The sequence below is a fragment of the Klebsiella sp. Shm-1 genome, from assembly GCF_040804525.1.
GTDB lineage: Bacteria > Pseudomonadota > Gammaproteobacteria > Enterobacterales > Enterobacteriaceae > Klebsiella > Klebsiella pneumoniae.
The window spans coordinates 1,015,172-1,034,036 of record NZ_CP161823.1 but is presented as its reverse complement, the minus strand read 5'-3'; the positions used below and the strand labels follow the sequence as shown (position 1 = coordinate 1,034,036).

General features: G+C 58.2%; 19 protein-coding genes. 3 read left to right on the top strand and 16 right to left on the bottom strand.

From position 1 onward, the window contains the following. Positions 1–67 precede the first annotated feature (67 nt). The 12 genes from nlpD to cysG form a co-directional block, all read right to left on the bottom strand. Positions 68–1,204, bottom strand: a complete 1,137-nt coding sequence (nlpD, locus tag AB1E37_RS05100) for a murein hydrolase activator NlpD (RefSeq protein ID WP_032415453.1) — start codon at positions 1,202–1,204, stop codon at positions 68–70. A gap of 125 nt (positions 1,205–1,329) precedes the next feature. Beyond that, the gene (locus AB1E37_RS05095) at positions 1,330–1,956 is read right to left on the bottom strand and encodes a protein-L-isoaspartate(D-aspartate) O-methyltransferase (protein WP_002915108.1); all 627 of its coding nucleotides are present in this window, start codon (positions 1,954–1,956) and stop codon (positions 1,330–1,332) included. Next, the gene (surE, locus tag AB1E37_RS05090) at positions 1,950–2,711 is read right to left on the bottom strand and encodes a 5'/3'-nucleotidase SurE (RefSeq protein ID WP_004174648.1); all 762 of its coding nucleotides are present in this window, start codon (positions 2,709–2,711) and stop codon (positions 1,950–1,952) included. Before surE ends, AB1E37_RS05095 begins: the two co-directional genes overlap by 7 nt. Further along, positions 2,692–3,741, bottom strand: coding sequence for a tRNA pseudouridine(13) synthase TruD (truD, locus tag AB1E37_RS05085; protein ID WP_004174647.1), 1,050 nt, complete (start codon positions 3,739–3,741; stop codon positions 2,692–2,694). Before truD ends, surE begins: the two co-directional genes overlap by 20 nt. Then, entirely contained in the window at positions 3,738–4,217 is a 480-nt protein-coding gene (ispF, locus tag AB1E37_RS05080) for a 2-C-methyl-D-erythritol 2,4-cyclodiphosphate synthase (protein WP_002915113.1), read from the bottom strand. Before ispF ends, truD begins: the two co-directional genes overlap by 4 nt. Next, positions 4,217–4,927 (bottom strand): 2-C-methyl-D-erythritol 4-phosphate cytidylyltransferase, encoded by a 711-nt coding sequence (gene ispD / locus AB1E37_RS05075; protein WP_004174645.1) that lies wholly within the window; start codon positions 4,925–4,927, stop codon positions 4,217–4,219. The genes ispF and ispD overlap by 1 nt, the downstream gene beginning before the upstream one ends. A gap of 19 nt (positions 4,928–4,946) precedes the next feature. Continuing rightward, positions 4,947–5,264, bottom strand: a complete 318-nt coding sequence (gene ftsB, locus AB1E37_RS05070) for a cell division protein FtsB (protein ID WP_002915156.1) — start codon at positions 5,262–5,264, stop codon at positions 4,947–4,949. A 140-nt stretch (positions 5,265–5,404) separates the two neighbouring features. Beyond that, the gene (locus tag AB1E37_RS05065) at positions 5,405–5,731 is read right to left on the bottom strand and encodes a DUF3561 family protein (protein ID WP_002915157.1); all 327 of its coding nucleotides are present in this window, start codon (positions 5,729–5,731) and stop codon (positions 5,405–5,407) included. Positions 5,732–5,781: 50 nt separating this feature from the next. Continuing rightward, on the bottom strand, positions 5,782–6,387 hold the full coding sequence (gene cysC / locus AB1E37_RS05060) for an adenylyl-sulfate kinase (protein WP_032415454.1): 606 nt from the start codon (positions 6,385–6,387) through the stop codon (positions 5,782–5,784). After that, positions 6,387–7,814, bottom strand: a complete 1,428-nt coding sequence (gene cysN / locus AB1E37_RS05055) for a sulfate adenylyltransferase subunit CysN (RefSeq protein WP_014907017.1) — start codon at positions 7,812–7,814, stop codon at positions 6,387–6,389. Before cysN ends, cysC begins: the two co-directional genes overlap by 1 nt. Positions 7,815–7,823: 9 nt before the next feature. Beyond that, positions 7,824–8,732, bottom strand: coding sequence for a sulfate adenylyltransferase subunit CysD (gene cysD / locus AB1E37_RS05050; protein ID WP_002915160.1), 909 nt, complete (start codon positions 8,730–8,732; stop codon positions 7,824–7,826). A gap of 9 nt (positions 8,733–8,741) precedes the next feature. Further along, positions 8,742–10,148 carry a siroheme synthase CysG gene (gene cysG / locus AB1E37_RS05045; protein WP_072198726.1) on the bottom strand — a complete coding sequence of 469 codons (1,407 nt, stop codon included), beginning with the start codon at positions 10,146–10,148 and terminating at the stop codon, positions 8,742–8,744. Between the two features lie 246 nt (positions 10,149–10,394). Here cysG and AB1E37_RS05040 point away from each other — a divergent pair, with 246 nt between their 5' ends. After that, positions 10,395–11,441, top strand: coding sequence for an aminopeptidase (locus AB1E37_RS05040; RefSeq protein WP_004174643.1), 1,047 nt, complete (start codon positions 10,395–10,397; stop codon positions 11,439–11,441). Positions 11,442–11,513: 72 nt separating this feature from the next. Here the strand turns inward: AB1E37_RS05040 and cysH are convergent, their stop codons facing one another. The 3 genes from cysH to cysJ form a co-directional block, all read right to left on the bottom strand. After that, entirely contained in the window at positions 11,514–12,248 is a 735-nt protein-coding gene (gene cysH, locus AB1E37_RS05035) for a phosphoadenosine phosphosulfate reductase (RefSeq protein WP_002915177.1), read from the bottom strand. Positions 12,249–12,346: 98 nt separating this feature from the next. After that, on the bottom strand, positions 12,347–14,059 hold the full coding sequence (gene cysI, locus AB1E37_RS05030) for an assimilatory sulfite reductase (NADPH) hemoprotein subunit (RefSeq protein ID WP_004142787.1): 1,713 nt from the start codon (positions 14,057–14,059) through the stop codon (positions 12,347–12,349). Continuing rightward, positions 14,059–15,858, bottom strand: coding sequence for an NADPH-dependent assimilatory sulfite reductase flavoprotein subunit (cysJ, locus tag AB1E37_RS05025; protein WP_004174642.1), 1,800 nt, complete (start codon positions 15,856–15,858; stop codon positions 14,059–14,061). Before cysJ ends, cysI begins: the two co-directional genes overlap by 1 nt. Positions 15,859–16,174: 316 nt before the next feature. On the opposite strand from cysJ, the gene queD reads away from it, so the two are divergent. Further along, a complete protein-coding gene (queD, locus tag AB1E37_RS05020) occupies positions 16,175–16,540 on the top strand; it encodes a 6-carboxytetrahydropterin synthase QueD (protein ID WP_004174641.1) in 366 nt (121 codons plus the stop codon). 40 nt (positions 16,541–16,580) lie between these two features. On the opposite strand, the gene queE is transcribed toward queD, so the two are convergent. Beyond that, positions 16,581–17,252 carry a 7-carboxy-7-deazaguanine synthase QueE gene (gene queE, locus AB1E37_RS05015; RefSeq protein WP_002915210.1) on the bottom strand — a complete coding sequence of 224 codons (672 nt, stop codon included), beginning with the start codon at positions 17,250–17,252 and terminating at the stop codon, positions 16,581–16,583. Between the two features lie 474 nt (positions 17,253–17,726). Here queE and AB1E37_RS05010 point away from each other — a divergent pair, with 474 nt between their 5' ends. After that, positions 17,727–18,836, top strand: coding sequence for an SDR family oxidoreductase (locus AB1E37_RS05010; RefSeq protein ID WP_004174640.1), 1,110 nt, complete (start codon positions 17,727–17,729; stop codon positions 18,834–18,836). Positions 18,837–18,865: the final 29 nt, after the last annotated feature.

Here is an 18,865-nt window from a genome sequence, read left to right as displayed (position 1 = left end):
CGAGAGGAACGTAGACACCGCCCTGGCGCCTGTTAGCTGATGCTTCGCTTATCCGTACTTTGCCAAATTATCGCTGCGGTAAGTACTGCAGCGGGTTGACGGATTTCCCCTTGTAACGAATTTCAAAATGTAATCTTGTTGAGCTGGTTCCGGTGCTACCCATGGTAGCGATTTTCTGCCCCGCTTTGACTTCCTGTTGCTCCCGAACCAGCATGGTATCGTTATGAGCGTAGGCACTCAGGTAATCATCGTTGTGTTTGATGATAATAAGATTACCGTAGCCGCGCAGTGCGTTACCGGCATAGACGACGCGCCCATCGGCGGTCGCGACAATAGCCTGTCCCTTACTGCCTGCAATATCGATACCTTTATTGCCGCCTTCCGCGCCGCTAAAGTTCTCGATAACCTTGCCATCAGTCGGCCAGCGCCATGCTGAGATCGGCGAACTGGTTGACGTACTGCTTGCAGTCGGCTGGGTTGTGCTCACCGTTGTTGGTGCCGTCACCGGCGCGACAACCGTTGTGGTTGTAGTCGCTGGTTTATTATTAGGCAACATCTTGGTAGCACTCTGTTCACCTGAAGATTCAGAATACGTAATAGTCGGTTGTGAAGCAACCACCGCGGTCGATTTTTGTGCAGAAGTTGTGCTGGTCGTCGCACCGCCGCTCGCTCTTGCGCTGGCCTGAGAAACGGCGTTTTCGCCGGTGATCGGCTGGCCTGAGGCGTTACCGACCTGCAGTACCTGCCCCACGTTCAGCGCGTACGGGGCCGGGATATTGTTGCGTTGCGCCAGGTCGCGGAAATCGTTGCCGGTGACCCAGGCGATATAGAATAGCGTGTCGCCGCGTTTTACCGTATAGGTACTGCCGCCGGTATAGCTACCTTTCGGAATATCGCCATATTTGCGGTTGTAAACGATCCGGCCATTTACCGTCTGTACCGGCTCCTGCGCCACCGGCGCCGGCTGCGGCTGAATGCTCTGGGTCTGCATCGGCTGAATCGGCTGCGCCTGAGGAGCGGACTTGACGCCGGAGGGTGGCGGCGTAATCAGCATGCCGGAGTTGGTGCTGGAAGAGGCGGCGCCGCCGGCAGAGCTAACCGGCGCAGGCGGATTATTGGTGTTGGTACACCCGGCCAGCCAGAGTGAAACCAGTGAAAGAGCCGCAATACGGCTGACGGTAAATTTGGTGCTTCCCGCGCTCATTTATCCCCCAGGAATATGTTAACTGCCAATATCTTGCTTACCGGGCGGCGCCCGGCCAGGACACTGAAAAATGTGTCCACCCTACGCCTAAAGTCAGGCAAAAAAAACCTGGAATAATCCGGGTCTCAGGCCAGCTCCCCCTTCACCAGGGGAACAAAGCGAACGGCCTCGACGGTATCAATGATAAATTCGTTGCCCCGACGACGGATCCGTTTGAGAAACTGATGCTCTTCGCCGACCGGCAGCACCAGCACGCCGTCATCATCCAGCTGCGCCAGCAGCGCGGTCGGTATTTCCGGCGGCGCCGCCGTCACAATAATGGCATCAAACGGCGCCCGCGCCTGCCAACCTTGCCACCCATCGCCATGACGGGTTGAAACATTATGTAAATCAAGTTGTTTCAGGCGACGACGCGCCTGCCACTGTAAACTCTTAATTCGCTCTACCGAGCATACGTGATGCACCAGATGCGCCAGGATGGCCGTCTGGTAGCCGGAACCGGTGCCGATCTCCAGCACCCGCGACTCCGGCGTCAGCGTCAGCAGCTCGGTCATCCGCGCCACCATATACGGCTGGGAGATGGTCTGCCCCTGGCCAATCGGCAGCGCGGTGTTTTCCCACGCTTTATGTTCAAAGGCTTCATCAACAAACTTTTCGCGCGGGACCAGCGCGATCGCCTCGAGGACACGTTCATCGACGATGCCCTGCGTGCGCAGTTGATTCAACAAACTTTCAACACGTTTACTTACCATTGCCTGTCAACCCCGACACGTTCCAGCCAATCGGTGACCACCTCATGCGCCTGATGGGCGGTTAAATCGACGTGCAATGGCGTCACGGAAACATAGCCTTCATCCACTGCCGCAAAATCGGTGCCCGGCCCGGCATCGCGCTTATCGCCCGGCGGACCAATCCAGTACAGGGTGTTGCCGCGAGGATCTTGTTGCGGGATCACCTGGTCGGCCGGATGGCGGTTGCCGCAGCGGGTCACGCGAATGCCCTTGATTTGATCAAGCGGGAGATCCGGCACGTTGATGTTAAGGATCCGCCCGGTACGCAGCGGCTCGCGGCTTAAGGCGCGCAGAATGGTGCAGGTTACCGCCGCGGCGGTATCGTAATGCTGATAGCCGTTCAGCGACACGGCCAGCGCGGGGAACCCCAGATGACGGCCTTCCATCGCCGCGGCCACGGTGCCGGAATAGATGACGTCGTCGCCCAGGTTGGGGCCGGCATTAATGCCGGAAACTACGATGTCCGGACGCGGGCGCATCAGCGCGTTCACGCCGAGATAGACACAGTCGGTCGGGGTGCCCATCTGGACGGCGATGTCGCCATTTTCAAAGGTAAACGTACGCAGGGACGATTCCAGCGTCAGCGAATTTGAGGCCCCGCTGCGGTTACGATCGGGTGCAACCACCTGGACCTCGGCAAACTCCCTTAAGGCCTTCGCCAGGGTCTGTATCCCCGGCGCATGGATCCCGTCATCGTTACTCAGCAATATTCGCATAGTCACCCGTTGTATTGATAAGCTCCCTGACCACGCTGGTGGCGAAGCTGCCCGCCGGCAGCCAGAAACGCAGTTCAACGGTTACGTCATCCCACCAGTTCCAGCTGAGCCGCTGTGGATAGAGAAGCATCGCCCGGCGCGCCGCCTCGACTTTCTCCCGCACCAGCAGCGCCTGTAACGCGGTTTCCTCGGCGATCGCGGCCTGCTCGAAAGCCAGGGCGTCGCGCTGGCTTCCCCAGTCGCCGCTGCCCGGCAGCGTGGCCGTAATCATCAGTTCGCGGTTATGCACCCGCGCCTGCGAAACCTCGAGTTCTTCCGGTGTGACGACAAACCAGCTCCCGCGCCCCGCTAATTGTAGCGCATCGCCATCAACGACCTGATTAAATTCCGTTTTTTTTAATCTAATACTCACTTGCTGATTAAACAACGCGCTGCGGGCTGCCGACAACCAAAAACTGCGCTTATTGCGATCGCGCACTGGCGCGCCGCTCTCCGCCCAGCGCAGGGCACCCTGCAGGTTACTGCCGCCAATGCCGAAGCGCTGCGCGCCGAAATAGTTCGGCACTCCCCGTTCAGCGATGGCCTGCAGACGCGTCTCCACGTCCTGGCGATCGCTAATCTCGCGCAGGATCACGGTAAACTGGTTGCCTTTCAGCGCGCCTAAACGCAGCTTACGCTTATGGCGAGCATATTCCAGTACCTGGCAGCCCTCGAGCTGAAATTTGCTCAGGTCCGGCATCTCTTTGCCGGGCACCCGGGCGCACAGCCACTGCTCGGTGACCGCGTGCTTATCTTTTTGCCCGGCGAAGCTCACTTCACGGGCGTGGATCTTAAGGAATTTTGCCAGCGCGTCGGCGACAAAGCGCGTATTGCAGCCGTTTTTCAGGATCCGCACCAGCACGTGTTCGCCTTCGCCGTCCGGGGCAAAGCCCAGATCTTCCACCACCAGAAAATCTTCCGGATTGGCTTTCAGCAGCCCACTGCTCTGCGGCTTGCCGTGCAGCCAGGTCAGTTGGTCAAAGGCGATCATTTGTCGGCCTTACGCAGCAGCGCAACCGCTTCGCAGGCGATCCCTTCCCCGCGGCCGGTGAAGCCGAGCTTCTCGGTGGTGGTCGCTTTCACGTTGACGTCGTCCATATGGCAGCCGAGATCCTCAGCGATAAAGACGCGCATCTGCGGAATATGCGGCAGCATTTTCGGCGCCTGGGCAATAATCGTGACGTCGACGTTGCCGAGCGTATAGCCCCTGGCCTGAATGCGGCGCCATGCTTCGCGCAGCAGTTCGCGGCTATCGGCGCCTTTAAACGCCGGATCGGTATCGGGGAACAGCTTGCCGATATCGCCCAGCGCCGCGGCGCCAAGCAGCGCGTCGGTCAGCGCATGCAGCGCGACGTCGCCGTCGGAGTGGGCCAGCAGCCCTTTTTCATAAGGAATGCGTACCCCGCCAATGATGATTGGGCCTTCACCGCCAAAAGCGTGTACGTCAAAACCATGTCCAATTCGCATTAAGCTTTCTCCTGGTGTCGGGAACGGGTGAGGTAAAATTCAGCCAGCGCCAGGTCTTCCGGGCGCGTCACTTTAATATTATCCGCGCGTCCGGCGACCAGCTGCGGATGGAAGCCGCAGTACTCCAGCGCCGAGGCTTCATCGGTGATAGTGGCACCCTCGTTTAGCGCGCGAGTGAGGCAATCCACCAGCAGCTCGCGAGGGAAAAGTTGCGGGGTGAGCGCATGCCACAGGTCATTGCGGTCGACGGTATGGGCGATAGCGGTTTTGCCCGGCTCGGCGCGCTTCATGGTGTCGCGCACTGGCGCCGCAAGGATCCCGCCGACGCGGCTGGTTTCGCAGAGCGACAGCAGGCGGCTGAGGTCGTCCTGATGCAGGCAGGGGCGCGCGGCGTCATGCACCAGCACCCACTGCGCCTCCGGCAACGCCTGCAGGCCGGCGAGCACCGAATCGGCACGCTCAGCGCCGCCATCCACCACGGTAATTTGCGGATGCTGCGCCAGCGGCAGCTGGCTGAAGCGGCGATCGCCGGGGCTGACGGCAATCACCACCCGCTGGACGCGCGCATCCGCCAGCAGCGCGGCGACCGCGTGTTCGAGAATCGTTTTGTTACCGATTGAGAGATATTGTTTCGGGCATTCCGTTTGCATGCGGCGGCCGAAACCGGCTGCCGGCACCACGGCGCAAACGCCCGGAAAAGTGGCTGCCATGTTGTAATCCTGGGCCTGGTTATCGATTGTTCTGCTGTTGCCCCGATGCCTGATTGCGTTTAGACGCATCCGGTACCAGACGATAGAAGGTTTCGCCCGGGCGGGTCATGCTGAGTTCATTGCGCGCACGCTCCTCAATCGCTTCCTGCCCGCCGTTGAGGTCGTCAATTTCGGCAAACAGCTGATCGTTGCGTGCTTTTAATTTGGCGTTAGTCGCCTGCTGGGCGGTGACGTCGTCGTTAACCCGCGTGTAGTCGTGCAGGCCGTTTTTACCGAACCACAGCGAATACTGTAGCCAGACCAGCAAAGCTAATAATAGCAGCGTTAGTTTACCCATCCTGCCCCCTGAAAAACGGCATCATCATCCCAAAACTCGCCCGGGTACGCTACCGGGGCGCGCGGACGATGCCGCGTAACGCGGGGACTGTACCATATTTTTGCTGTCGATACCCATGCTTGATTCATACCAGCAACGGGTTATCCCAACAGCCAGAGGAAGAGTAGCGCAAACATCAGCCCAACGGTCAGGATGGTCGCGCTGACGCTATAGAGCAGTTTGCCATTGAGCAGAGAGTGCAGCGCAATACCGACCACCACCGCCACCGGCATCAACGCAAGGAAGAATGGCCAGGTGTAGAGGAGAAAGAAGAGTGTATTACTGCCATAGAGAAGGAAGGGAATACCCAGCGCCAGCAGCCACGAAATAAAGCCCACGGCAGCGCCCGACAAAGACCAGGTGGTCTCGTCGCCGATCGCCGGAGGCGGTTCTGAACGAATAATACTGAGGTTCTGGGTATTGCGCATATCGAATCCTGTAGACCGGGCAACCGGCACCCCTCGATGCCGCTGCCGTTTCAGGATCTGATAATATCGCTCTGTTGCAGCAGGTCTAATAGTTGGTGCACCAAATTTGTTACCAATTGTTCACCATCCAGATGAATTTCCGCCTTTTCCGGCGCCTCATAGACCGAGTCTATGCCGGTGAAATTGCGTAATTCCCCTGCCCGCGCTTTCTTATACAATCCTTTCGGATCCCGCTCCTCGCAGATGGCCAGCGGGGTATCGACGAACACTTCGATAAAGCGTCCTTCCCCGAGGCGCTCGCGCACCATCTGCCGTTCCGCACGGTGCGGAGATATAAATGCCGTCAATACCACCAGCCCGGCATCGACCATCAGCCTGGCCACTTCGCCGACGCGGCGAATGTTCTCTTTGCGATCCTCATCGCTGAATCCCAGGTCGCTGCACAGGCCATGGCGCACGTTATCGCCGTCCAGCAGATAGGTGCTGACGCCGCGCTCATGCAGGGCCTCCTCCAGCGCCCCGGCGACGGTGGATTTACCCGACCCCGAAAGGCCGGTAAACCACAGCACCACGCCGCGATGGCCGTGATGCTGTTCCCGCTGCTGTTGGGTCACAGGGTGGGCATGCCAGACGACGTTTTCGTCATGCTGGGCCATTATTGGCCTCCCAGCAGGTCGCGGGCGTCCCAGTGCGGGAAATGTTTACGGATCAGCTGGTTCAGCTCCAGCTCGAAGGCGCTGTACTGTGATGCCGAAGTCGATGCCTGCAGGTGCGGCTCGTTGACCATCCCGGCGCCGACGGTGACGTTGGTCAGGCGATCGATAAAGATAAGCCCGCCGGTCACCGGGTTTTGCTGATACGGATCCAGCACTAAAGGTTCGTCAAAGGTCAGCTCCACCAGGCCGATGCCGTTCAGCGGCAGAGACTCGACTTCACGCTGGGTCAGGTTGTTAATATCGACCTGGTAGCGGATAGCGTCGACGCGAGCGCGGGTCTTCTTGCCGGCGATTTTGATGTCGTAGCTCTGGCCCGGGGTCAGCGGCTGCTCGGCCATCCACACCACGTCGATGCTAGCGCTTTGTACCGCCGGCAGCGAGGCTTGCGCGTCAACCAGCAGGTCGCCGCGACTGATGTCGATTTCATCTTTCAGCACAAGGGTAATGGCTTCGCCGGCGGCGGCTTCCTGCAGGTCGCCGTCGAAGGTGACGATACGCGCCACGCTCGATTCGACGCCCGACGGCAGCACCTTCAGACGCTGGCCAACCTGCACGGTACCGGAGGCGACCGTGCCGGAGAAGCCGCGGAAATCAAGGTTCGGACGGTTAACATACTGCACCGGGAAGCGCAGCGGCTGGCTCTCGACCACCCGCTGGATCTCCACGGTTTCGAGGACTTCCAGCAGCGTCGGGCCACTGTACCACGGCATATTCGCGCTCTGGCTGGCGACATTATCGCCTTCCAGCGCCGACAACGGCACAAAGCGGATATCAAGGTTGCCCGGCAGCTGCTCGGCAAAGGTCAGATAATCTTCCCGGATCTCGTTGAAGCGCGCTTCGCTAAACTCGACGAGATCCATTTTGTTGACCGCCACTACCAGGTGTTTAATGCCCAGCAGCGTCGAGATGAAGCTGTGACGGCGGGTCTGGTCGAGCACGCCCTTGCGCGCATCGATCAGCAGGATCGCCAGGTCGCAGGTGGACGCGCCGGTGGCCATATTGCGCGTGTACTGCTCGTGCCCCGGGGTGTCGGCGATGATAAATTTGCGTTTTTCGGTTGAGAAGTAGCGATAGGCCACGTCGATGGTGATGCCCTGCTCGCGCTCGGCCTGCAGGCCGTCCACCAGCAGCGCCAGGTCCAGCTTTTCGCCCTGGGTGCCGTGACGCTTGCTGTCGTTGTGCAGCGAAGAGAGCTGGTCTTCATAGATCTGGCGCGTATCGTGCAGCAGGCGGCCAATTAAGGTGCTTTTGCCGTCATCGACGCTGCCGCAGGTCAAAAAACGCAGCAGGCTCTTGTGCTGTTGCGCGTGCAGGTAAGCTTCTACGCCGCCTTCGTTGGCAATTTGTTGGGCAATGGTCGTGTTCATGGCGGCTCCTTAGAAATACCCCTGACGTTTCTTCAGCTCCATCGAGCCGGCCTGGTCGCGGTCAATGACGCGCCCCTGACGTTCGCTGGTGGTCGATACCAGCATCTCTTCAATAATTTCGGGTAGCGTCTGCGCTTCAGACTCCACCGCGCCGGTCAGCGGCCAGCAGCCGAGGGTACGGAAACGCACCATCCGTTTTTCAATCACCTCGCCCGGCTGCAGATCGATACGGTCGTCATCGATCATCATCAGCATACCGTCGCGCTCCAGCACCGGACGCTCAGCGGCCAGATACAGCGGCACGATTTCAATATTTTCCAGATAGATGTACTGCCAGATATCCAGCTCGGTCCAGTTGGAGAGCGGGAAGACGCGGATGCTTTCGCCTTTGTTAATCTGGCCGTTGTAGTTGTGCCACAGCTCCGGACGCTGATTTTTCGGGTCCCAGCGGTGGAAGCGGTCGCGGAAGGAGTAGATGCGCTCTTTCGCGCGGGATTTCTCTTCGTCGCGACGCGCGCCGCCGAACGCGGCGTCAAAGCCGTATTTGTTCAGCGCCTGCTTCAGCCCTTCGGTTTTCATGATATCGGTATGCTTGGCGCTGCCGTGGACAAACGGGTTGATGCCCATCGCCACCCCTTCCGGGTTTTTATGCACCAGCAGTTCACAGCCGTAGGCTTTAGCGGTCCGGTCGCGGAACTCATACATCTCACGGAATTTCCAGCCGGTATCGACGTGCAGCAGCGGGAACGGCAGGGTTCCCGGATAAAACGCTTTGCGCGCCAGATGCAGCATTACGCTGGAATCTTTCCCGATGGAGTACATCATTACCGGGTTAGAAAATTCGGCGGCCACCTCACGAATAATATGGATGCTTTCCGCCTCCAGTTGCCGCAGGTGAGTGAGTCGTTTTTGGTCCATAACCGTTCCTTAAGCCAGATTGACCACCGAAGCGTTAAACCCCTCGGCGGATGATGTATGTTGAAACCAGGCGAGCTGCTGATGCAGCTGCACCACTTCGCCTACCACCAGCAGGGCGGGCATCGGGGCGTCTTTCGCCAGGTGTTCGAGTTGTTGCAATGTGCCGGTTATCGTCTGCTGATCGTCACGGGTGCCACGGGAAATTACCGCCACCGGCGTGTCGCTGTCGCGACCGTGGGCGATCAGCTGGGCGCTGATTTCCGCTGCCTTCATGGTGCCCATGTAGATCGCCAGCGTCTGTTGGCTCTTCGCCAGCAGCGACCAGTCGAAGGGGGCGCTGTCCGGCTTATAGTGGCCGGTGACAAAGACGGCGCTTTGCGCATAATCGCGATGGGTCAGCGGAATACCGGCGTAGGCTGTCGCTCCGGCGGCGGCGGTGACGCCCGGCACCACCTGGAACGGGATCCCCGCCTCGGCGGCAGCCTGCAGCTCTTCTGCGCCGCGGCCAAAAATAAACGGATCGCCGCCCTTCAGGCGCACGACGGTTTTCCCCGCCTTCGCCGCCTCCACCAGCAGCTGATTGGTTTCATGCTGCGGCACCGAATGCTCGCCGGCGCGTTTGCCAACGCAGATCAGCTCGGCATCGCGGCGCACCAGCTCGAGAACCGGCTGAGTCACCAGATGATCGTGGAAAACCACGTCCGCCTGCTGGATCGCCTGCAGACCGCGAAGGGTCAGCAGCCCGGCATCGCCCGGCCCGGCGCCGACCAGAATAATTTCTCCCGTCTCGCGTTCGGGTTTGTCGAGCTCATCCTGCAGCGCTTTTTCCGCCTCCGCAGAGTTGCCCGCCACCATCAGGCTGGCGAAGCGGCCGGTAAAGACGCGCTCCCAGAAGCGGCGACGCGCTTCGGTAGTCGTCAGGCGGGTTTTCAGATGGTTGCGCCAGTAGCTTGCTGATTCCGCCAGCCGACCGAGATTCGTCGGCAGCAGCGCTTCGATTTTTTCACGCAGAATGCGCGACAGTACCGGCGCTTTACCGCTGGAGGAGATCGCCACCAGCAGCGGCGAACGGTCGACGATAGAAGGGAAAACAAACGAGCACAGCGCCTGGTTATCCACCACGTTGACCAACCGGTAGCGCGCGTTAGCTGCCGCAAATACCCGCTGGTTAAGCACCTCATCCTCGGTGGCCGCAATCACCAGAAAGACATCATCCACCAGCGAGTCGCTGAATTCCGTCGCCCGCCAGCTGAGTGCCTGGCGCGCAGCCAGATCGGCCAGCGCCGGTGACAGCGTTTCAGCGACCACCTGCACCTGCGCCTGGGCGCGCAGCAGGAACTTGATCTTACGTTCAGCAATCTCGCCGCCGCCGATCACCAGCACGGGCCTTTGTTTCAGTTCGGCAAAAAGGGGCAAGTAATCCACGGTGCAACAACTCTCTTACATTCAGCGATACTGCGACTATAGGGTGCGCCTTAGAGCAAATGAAATTACGAAATGGAATGAGTTGTGACACAAAGGAATAACGCAGCGGAAATACAAATATCAAAAAGTGCTTAACGCGCTATTTTTCCGCTATTTAAGAGCAATTGAAATTGTTTAACCGCGGTCACAGTTTCATACTGTAGCCGTCAAATTGTCTTGTTCGTGTAAGGACCCCTTATGTTTTCCGCGTTGTGCCGCCGTCTGCTTCCGCTGGCGCTCGGCACCGGTTTTGTTTTTGCCGCCGCCCCCGCATTCAGCGCGCTGGGCGACACCGCCAGTAGCCAGGCCCGCCATATCGCCACCGTCTTCCCGGGACGAATGACCGGAACGCCGCCGGAAATGCTCTCAGCTGACTATCTGCGCCAGCAGTTCGCCCTGATGGGGTATCAGAGCGACGTGCGAAGCTTCAATACCCGCTATATCTATACCGACAGCAATCAGCGCAAGAACTGGCATAACGCCACCGGCAGTACGGTGATCGCCGCCCATGAAGGTAAAGTGCGCCAGCAGATTATTATCATGGCACACCTCGACACCTATGCGCCGCAGAGCGATAAAGACGTGGAGAACAACCTCGGCGGCCTGACGCTGCAGGGCATCGACGACAACGCGATGGGACTTGGCGTATTGCTGGAGCTGGCGGAGCATTTAAAGAACGTCCCTACCCGCTATGGCATCCGCTTTATCGCCACCAGCGGTGAAGAGGAAGGCCGTCTCGGCGCGCAAAACCTGCTGCAGCGGATGAGCGAAGCGGAAAAGAAAAATACCCTGCTGGTGATCAATCTCGATAATCTGGTGGTGGGCGATAAGCTTTACTTCAACAGCGGCCGCAGCACGCCGGCCTCGGTGCGCAAGCTGACCCGCGACCGCGCGCTGGCTATCGCTCGCAGCAAGGGCATCGCCGCCTACACCAACCCGGGACTCAATCCGGCTTATCCGAAAGGCACCAGCTGCTGCAATGACGCCAGCGTCTTCGACAACGCCGGGATCCCGGTGCTGTCGGTCGAGGCGACTAACTGGTCACTCGGCAAAAAAGATGGCTATCAGCAGCGGAGCAAATCGGCCAGTTTCCCGCAGGGAACCAGTTGGCATGACGTCCAGCTGGATAATCAGCAGTATATCGACCACGCGCTGCCCGGGCGCATCGAACACCGCGGACGCGAGGTAGTGAAAGTCATGCTGCCGCTGGTGAAAGAGCTGGCGAAGGTGGAGAAGAAAAGCTAATACGCACAAAAGAACGCGCGGTATCGCCCGCGTGTTCTTTTTGAATTATCACTCAGAGGAAGAGCTAACAGCTTAACCCTCGTGCAATCCGCACTCGCGTTTAAGCCCGAAGAACCGGGTCTCTTCTTCTGCCATGCCCGGCTCCCATTTGCGGGTGGTGTGGGTATCGCCTACCGAGAGATAGCCCTGATCCCACAGCGGGTGGTACTTCAGCCCGTGCTTTTGCAGGTACTGATACACCGTGCGGTTATCCCAGTCGATAATCGGTAGCACCTTGAACACCCCGCGCTGGACCGCCAGCACCGGAAGCGTAGCCCGGCTGCCCGACTGCTCGCGGCGCAGACCGGCAAACCACGTCTGCGCATTGAGCTCTTTCAGCGCCCGGTTCATCGGCTCAACCTTGTTGATCTCATTGTATTTCTCAATGCCCTCAACGCCCTGCTCCCACAGCTTGCCGTAGCGCGCCTCCTGCCAGGCTGCGCTTTCAGCCGCGCGGTAGACCTTCAGGTTCAGCTTGAGCTTGTCCGTCAGCTCGTCAATAAACTGATAGGTTTCCGGGAACAGGTAGCCGGTATCGGTGAGGATCACCGGAATATCCGGGCGGATCTGATTCACCAGATGCAAACTGACCGCCGCCTGAATGCCAAAGCTCGACGACAGCACATAGTTTCCCGGCAGATTTTCCAGCGCCCACGCCACACGCCCTTCGGCGTCAAGCTTTTCCAGTTGGGCGTTGGTTTCCGCGAGTGCCAGAATGCGTTCCACTTTCGGCAATGCATTAAGCGCGTTTAGATCGAGTACGGACATATGAACCTCGTTTGCCTGTTTTGCCGGACGACACTGCGTTCGTCCGGCCTACGGGTTTCGCTGGCCCGGATCGCTACGCGCCACCGGGCACCAGGATGTTATTCCCAGAAATCGCGGGCTGGGTCGAGCACCGGGCGAATGATGCCCGCACGCACCGTAAAATCGCCGAAGCCTTCACCCGCTTCGCGCTCTTTCGCCCAGCGCCCTACCAGTTCGTCTAGCGAGTCGAGAATTTCCGACTCGGTAATATTCTCACGGTACATCCGCGGGATGCGGGTGCCGTTGCGGTTACCGCCGATGTGCAGGTTATAGCGGCCCGGCGCTTTGCCCACCAGTCCCACTTCCGCCAGCATCGCGCGGCCGCAGCCGTTCGGGCAGCCGGTGACGCGGGTGACGATATGCTCATCGCTCACGCCGTGCTTGCTCATCACTCCTTCCACCTTGTCGATAAACGACGGCAGGAAACGCTCGGCTTCCGCCATCGCCAGCGGACAGGTCGGGAAGGAGACGCAGGCCATCGAGTTTTCGCGCTGCGGGGTGACGGCATTCATCAGGCCATGATCCCGCGCGAGCTTCTCGATCCGCGCCTTCTGATCTTCCGGTACGCTGGCGACAATCAGGTTCTGGTTAGCGGTGATGCGGAATTCGCCTTGATGGACCTTAGCAATCTCCAGCAGGCCAGTCTTCAGCGGACGACCCGGATAATCGAGAATGCGGCCGTTTTCAATAAACAGCGTCAGGTGCCACTTATCATCAATCCCCTTCACCCAGCCGATGCGATCGCCGCGGCCGGTAAATTCGTACGGGCGGATCGGCTCAAACTTAATGCCTGCCCGGCGCTCCACTTCCGCTTTGAAGGTTTCGACACCGACGCGCTCAAGGGTGTACTTGGTTTTCGCATTCTTACGGTCGGTACGGTTGCCCCAGTCGCGCTGGGTGGTCACAACCGCTTCCGCCACCGCCAGAGTATGCTCCAGCGGCAGATAACCGAATTCGCTCGCCGTGCGGGCGTAGGTTTTTTTGTTACCATGTTCGATAGAGAGACCGCCGCCCACCAGCAGGTTAAAGCCCACCAGCTTGCCGTTTTCGGCGATCGCCACGAAGTTCATGTCGTTGGCGTGCAGATCGATATCGTTCTGCGGCGGGATCACCACCGTGGTTTTAAACTTACGCGGCAGATAGGTCTGGCCGAGGATCGGCTCTTCGTCGGTAGTGGCGACCTTTTTCTGATCCAGCCAGATCTCGGCATAAGCGCGGGTACGCGGCAGCAGATGCTCAGAGATCTTTTTCGCCCACTCGTAGGCCTCAGCGTGCAGCTGCGACTCGTAGGGGTTGGAGGTGCACAGCACGTTACGGTTCATATCGTTGGCGGTGGCCAGCGCGTCCAGCCCCACCGAGTGCAGCATCTGATGCACCGGCTTGACGTTCTTTTTCAGAATGCCGTGGAACTGAAAGGTCTGCCGGTTGGTCAGGCGAATACTGCCGTAAATGGTGTTCTCAGCGGCAAACTTATCGATCGCCTTCCACTGGGTGGTGGTGATCACCCCGCCCGGCAGACGGCAGCGGAGCAGCATCGCATGACGCGGCTCCAGCTTCTGGGCGGCGCGCTCCGCGCGGATATCGCGATCGTCCTGCTGGTACATGCCGTGGAAACGGATCAGCAGGAAGTTATCGCCTTTAAAACCGCCGGTCAGACCGTCGTTTAAATCTTCCGCAATGGTGCCGCGCAGGTAATTGCTCTCAAGCTTCATGCGCTCGGCATCGCTCAGTTTACCTTCGACCACTAAAGGCCCCGGATGTTTTTCGCTCATTAGTAGACATCTCGCTGATAACGGCGCTCAACGCGCAGCTCACTTAAAAATTCGTCCGCCGCTTCGGCGTCCATCGCGCCGTATTCGGCAATCACTTCCAGTAAGGTGTTTTCCACGTCCTTCGCCATACGATTGGCGTCGCCGCAGACATAAATGTGGGCGCCGTCATTGATCCAGCGCCACAGCTCGGCCCCCTGCTCGCGCAGTTTGTCCTGCACATAGATTTTTTGTTGTTGATCGCGGGACCAGGCCAGATCGATACGGGTCAGCAGACCTTCCTTCACATAGCTCTGCCACTCCACCTGATAGAGGAAATCTTCGGTGAAGTGCGGGTTGCCGAAGAACAACCAGTTCTTGCCTTGCGCTCCGTCCGCAGCGCGCTGCTGCATAAAGGCGCGGAACGGCGCAATACCGGTGCCCGGGCCAATCATGATCACCGGGGTCTCCGGGTTGGCTGGCAGACGGAAGTTGTCGTTGTGTTCGATAAAGACACGGACTTCGCCATCCTCTTCCACGCGGTCGGCGAGGAAGCTGGAGGCGCCGCCAGCCCGGGCGCGGCCTTCAATTTCATAGCGCACCACGCCCACGGTGACATGCACCTCGCTCTCCACTTCCGCCTGTGAGGAAGCAATAGAATACAGGCGCGGCGTCAGCGGACGCAGCAGACCGATTAACGCCTCAGCGTCCAGCTGCGCCGGAGAGAAACGGACCATATCGACGATCGGCGTCGCGGCGGCATACTGCTGCAACTGAGCTTTGTCGCCCACCAGCGGCAGCAGCGATTCGCTGCGCGTCAGGGTGGCGTAGTTTTCAACGATAGTCGCGGTGTTAACCGTCAGCTCAAAATGCCACTGCAGGGCTTCCGACAGCGGCAGAGTTTTACCCTCAACGGTCACCGGCTCGTCGCCTTTCAGCCACAGCAGCTCCACCAGCTCTTTCACCAGCTGAGGATCGTTCTGGTACCAGACGCCCAGGGCGTCGCCCGGCTGATAGCGCAGACCGGAATCACCGAGGTCTATTTCGATATGGCGCACATCTTTTTCTGAATTGCGGCCGGTGATTTTCTGATTGACCGACAGGGTCGCCGTCAGGGGCGCTTCTTTGGTATATGGGCTGGTGTGAATATCGTTCACCGCGCCGCTGGTGGCCAGCTGAGCGGGCGCAGCGACCGGCGCACGGGCCTTCAGCGCCTCAACCACGCGCGCGCGCCATTCAGCGGCCGCGGCCTGATATTCAACGTCGGCATCAACGCGATCGAGCAGACGTTCCGCGCCGAGCTCGGCCAGCTTGTTGTCGAAATCTTTGCCGGACTGACAGAAAAATTCATAAGAGGTATCGCCGAGACCAAAGACGGCGAACGCCGTCCCGTCCAGCTTCGGCGCTTTCTTAGAGAACAGGAACTTATGCAATGCGACCGCTTCTTCCGGCGGCTCTCCTTCCCCCTGGGTGGACGTTACAACCACCAGCAGTTTTTCCGCAGCAATTTGTTTGAATTTATAATCGCCTGCATTCACCAGCTTCACGTTCAGCTTCGCCGCCAGCAGATCGTCACGCAGCGCTTCGGCGACGCGGCGGGCGTTGCCGGTTTGCGAGGCGGAAATCAGCGTGATCGTCGGTACCTCGGCGGCCGGGGCGGGGGCGGCTACCGCCGTGCCGGACTGCTGATTCAGCACGCCCCAGAAATAGCCAGATACCCAGGCGAGCTGAGTGGGCGTGAAGTCAGTGGTGGCCGCCTGAAGGCGCGCCAGTTGCTCCGGGTTGAGCGGCAGCAAATTGGAAGGTGGGGCCTGTGTCGTCATGCGTCGTTTGTTCCAGTAAGCAAAGCTGTTATTCGCACCCTGTCAGCGCGACAAAAACAGAAGAGAATAGAAGGTTAACGGCGGGCATAGTAACAATTAAAGAAGGGATGGAAATAATAAATAACCAAATGGACTAACCTGTTTTAGTTGTAGTTATTAACAACAAAATCGATTAAATAAGCAATTGAAATATAAGAGATTAAATCAAATAAAGCAGATAGACATGTCCATTTTCTGTTCACGGCCGTTTTAGTTAATGCGAAAAAATGTACTTTCCGGTACCCTACGCCGGTTTTTTTCGTCCTGTTGAGAGTCAATGATGTCCACCACGCTGTTTAAAGATTTCACCTTCGAAGCCGCCCACCACCTGCCGCACGTCCCGGAAGGACACAAATGCGGTCGCCTGCATGGCCACTCCTTTATGGTGCGTCTGGAGATCACCGGTGAAGTCGATCCCCATACCGGGTGGATCATGGATTTTGCCGAGCTGAAGGCCGCCTTTAAGCCGACATACGATCGCCTCGACCACTATTATCTGAACGATATTCCTGGTCTGGAAAACCCCACCAGCGAAGTGCTGGCCAAATGGATCTGGGATGAGATGAAACCGCGGGTGCCGCTGCTTAGCGCCGTGATGGTCAAAGAGACCTGCACCGCCGGCTGCGTCTATCGCGGCGAGTAAGCGATAAAAAGCCCGGTCAGTACGCTGCCGGGCTTTTTTATCAGGCAATATTCAGATACTTGTGCGTCTGCATGGACAGGCGCCAGTTGCGGGCGATGCAGGTGTCGATACACAGGCGCGTCGCATCTTCTTTCTGACTGATCGGCTGCAGGGCGATGATCCGCGGTTTGTCATCGCTCAGCGTTTCCAGCAGTTCGTCCAGCGCTTCTATGTCGCGGACGCGCCCTACCGGATGCTTGATCTCATCCGCACGCTGCAGGGCCTGAGACAGCACGTCATAGCCACCGCGCATATTGACCTTCGGGGAAACCGTCACCCAGGTATTGGGGCTGCAGCGTACTTCATGGGTGCCGCTGGTTTCAATCTGACAGCTAAAGCCGTTTTGTTCCAGAAGCGAGGTTAACGGCGTTAAATCATGAATGCAGGGCTCACCGCCGGTAATGACCACGTGGCGGGCTGTCCACCCCTGCCGCCCAATAATCGCCAGCAGATCCTCGCTGCTTGCCGGGCCCCACTTGTCGCTCTCTTTGGTTTTCGCCAGGATGCTGAACAACGACACTTCCCGATCGGCCAGCTTGTCCCAGGTATGCTTGGTGTCACACCACGCGCATCCTACCGGGCATCCCTGCAGACGAATAAAGATGGCAGGCACGCCGGTGAAGTAACCCTCGCCTTGCAGGGTCTGGAACATCTCGTTAATCGGGTACTGCATAGTCATCTCTGTTTAGGGTGATAAACGTTCATTATCGCAGATTTCGCTGCCCAGGTCTTGTCCTGTGCTGCGATCGCTTTTTTACCCCTCCGTCAATATCCGTGTCGGGAATAATATTATTGATTAAAAAGGCAATCTTTTCTTTTGGCTTAGTTTATTAGCATGATAAGAATTAAAATAAATAGCATTCTGACGCGCGGGGGGAAATATGTAACAAAAAATGTTATTCCTGTCATTCAGGATAAAATAAAAGGTCCAAGAACCAAAATAAAAAACCTTAAAATACAGCAATGTACAAACTGATACATGAAAGAGTGAATTATCTGGCCGATCTGCGAGTCCAATTCTATCCCCCGGTAATAATAACCTTAAACTGGTCTTAATAAAGCCCTGATCGGACCCCTTTTTTATTTAATTGTCGTTTACTTTTGCCCGCCTAGAATCCCGCAGACCAACCATAATGAGATAGCGTTTATGACCACATTATTAATTACCGGCGTTACGGGGTTTCTGGGCGGTGCCGCGTTAGAGAAAATACTCCATCAGGAAACCCGGTTAGATCTGCTGCTGCTGGTACGTGCTGATAGCCCCGAGGCTGGCCTCGAACGGGTCAAAGAGAACATGCGTAAGTTCAACATCGCCGAGGAGAAGCTGGCGATGTTGCGCCAGCAGCATATCCTGCTGGGCGATCTCGCCTCTCCGGAGCATTTTCTTAACGATCCGCGCCTTGAGCAGGTCACCCATGTCCTCAACTGCGCCGCTGTCGCCTCATTTGGCAGCAACCCGCTTATCTGGAAGGTTAACGTTGAGGGCACGCTGCGCCTGGCGCAACGGATGGCGCAGGTGACGGGTCTGCAGCGCTTTCTGCACGTCGGTACGGCGATGTCATGTTCGCCTGAACCGGATTCACTGGTCGCCGAAAGCGCGGAGTTTCGGGAACGCGCTGAGCACCTGGTGGAATATACCCACTCGAAGTCGACCATCGAGCAGCTGATGCAGCAGCAGTGCCCTACGCTACCGCTGGTAATTGCCCGCCCCTCTATCGTGGTGGGTCATACCCATCACGGCTGCCGGCCTTCCAGCAGTATTTTCTGGGTGTTCAGCATGGGGCTGATGCTGCAGAAATTCATGTGCTCCATGGAGGACCGAATTGACGTTATCCCGGTGGACTACTGCGCCGACGCCCTGCTAATGCTGCTTAACCAGCCTCTGGCTCACGGCGAGGTGGTGCATATCTCTGCTGGCGAAGAGAACAGCGTGAAGTTTGCCGAAATCGACCGGGCGATGGCTCAGGCCCTGGAGCAGGCGCCGGTGGGGGATAAGTACGCCCAGGTGAGCTATGAAACGCTGGTCAAAATGAGACGCGAACTGAAAGGGATATTTGGGCCATGCAATGAGCGGCTGATGCTGAAAGCCATGCGCTTATACGGCGCATTCGCCACACTGAACGTGCGCTTTAGTAACGACAAGCTGCTGAGCATGGGGATGCCAAAACCGCCGCGCTTTACCGATTACATCGACCGCTGCGTGGAAACCACCCGCGGGTTGTCGATCCCTCAGCAAATGGCCGTCGACTTTAAATAATGGCCGCAGGCGTAAAAAAAATGCCAGCC

Excerpts from the sequence above, each read along its gene's own strand:
- cysI (WP_004142787.1), bottom strand. The coding sequence starts at position 14,059 with ATGAGCGAAAAACATCCGGGGCCTTTAGTGGTCGAAGGTAAACTGAGC.
- truD (WP_004174647.1), bottom strand. The coding sequence starts at position 3,741 with ATGATCGCCTTTGACCAACTGACCTGGCTGCACGGCAAGCCGCAGAGC.
- ispD (WP_004174645.1), bottom strand. The coding sequence starts at position 4,927 with ATGGCAGCCACTTTTCCGGGCGTTTGCGCCGTGGTGCCGGCAGCCGGT.
- ftsB (WP_002915156.1), bottom strand. The coding sequence starts at position 5,264 with ATGGGTAAACTAACGCTGCTATTATTAGCTTTGCTGGTCTGGCTACAG.
- cysJ (WP_004174642.1), bottom strand. The coding sequence starts at position 15,858 with ATGACGACACAGGCCCCACCTTCCAATTTGCTGCCGCTCAACCCGGAG.
- surE (WP_004174648.1), bottom strand. The coding sequence starts at position 2,711 with ATGCGAATATTGCTGAGTAACGATGACGGGATCCATGCGCCGGGGATA.
- ispF (WP_002915113.1), bottom strand. The coding sequence starts at position 4,217 with ATGCGAATTGGACATGGTTTTGACGTACACGCTTTTGGCGGTGAAGGC.
- queE (WP_002915210.1), bottom strand. The coding sequence starts at position 17,252 with ATGCAGTACCCGATTAACGAGATGTTCCAGACCCTGCAAGGCGAGGGT.
- cysN (WP_014907017.1), bottom strand. The coding sequence starts at position 7,814 with ATGAACACGACCATTGCCCAACAAATTGCCAACGAAGGCGGCGTAGAA.
- cysH (WP_002915177.1), bottom strand. The coding sequence starts at position 12,248 with ATGTCCGTACTCGATCTAAACGCGCTTAATGCATTGCCGAAAGTGGAA.
- AB1E37_RS05065 (WP_002915157.1), bottom strand. The coding sequence starts at position 5,731 with ATGCGCAATACCCAGAACCTCAGTATTATTCGTTCAGAACCGCCTCCG.
- AB1E37_RS05040 (WP_004174643.1), top strand. The coding sequence starts at position 10,395 with ATGTTTTCCGCGTTGTGCCGCCGTCTGCTTCCGCTGGCGCTCGGCACC.
- AB1E37_RS05010 (WP_004174640.1), top strand. The coding sequence starts at position 17,727 with ATGACCACATTATTAATTACCGGCGTTACGGGGTTTCTGGGCGGTGCC.
- cysC (WP_032415454.1), bottom strand. The coding sequence starts at position 6,387 with ATGGCCCAGCATGACGAAAACGTCGTCTGGCATGCCCACCCTGTGACC.
- nlpD (WP_032415453.1), bottom strand. The coding sequence starts at position 1,204 with ATGAGCGCGGGAAGCACCAAATTTACCGTCAGCCGTATTGCGGCTCTT.
- AB1E37_RS05095 (WP_002915108.1), bottom strand. The coding sequence starts at position 1,956 with ATGGTAAGTAAACGTGTTGAAAGTTTGTTGAATCAACTGCGCACGCAG.
- cysD (WP_002915160.1), bottom strand. The coding sequence starts at position 8,732 with ATGGACCAAAAACGACTCACTCACCTGCGGCAACTGGAGGCGGAAAGC.
- queD (WP_004174641.1), top strand. The coding sequence starts at position 16,175 with ATGATGTCCACCACGCTGTTTAAAGATTTCACCTTCGAAGCCGCCCAC.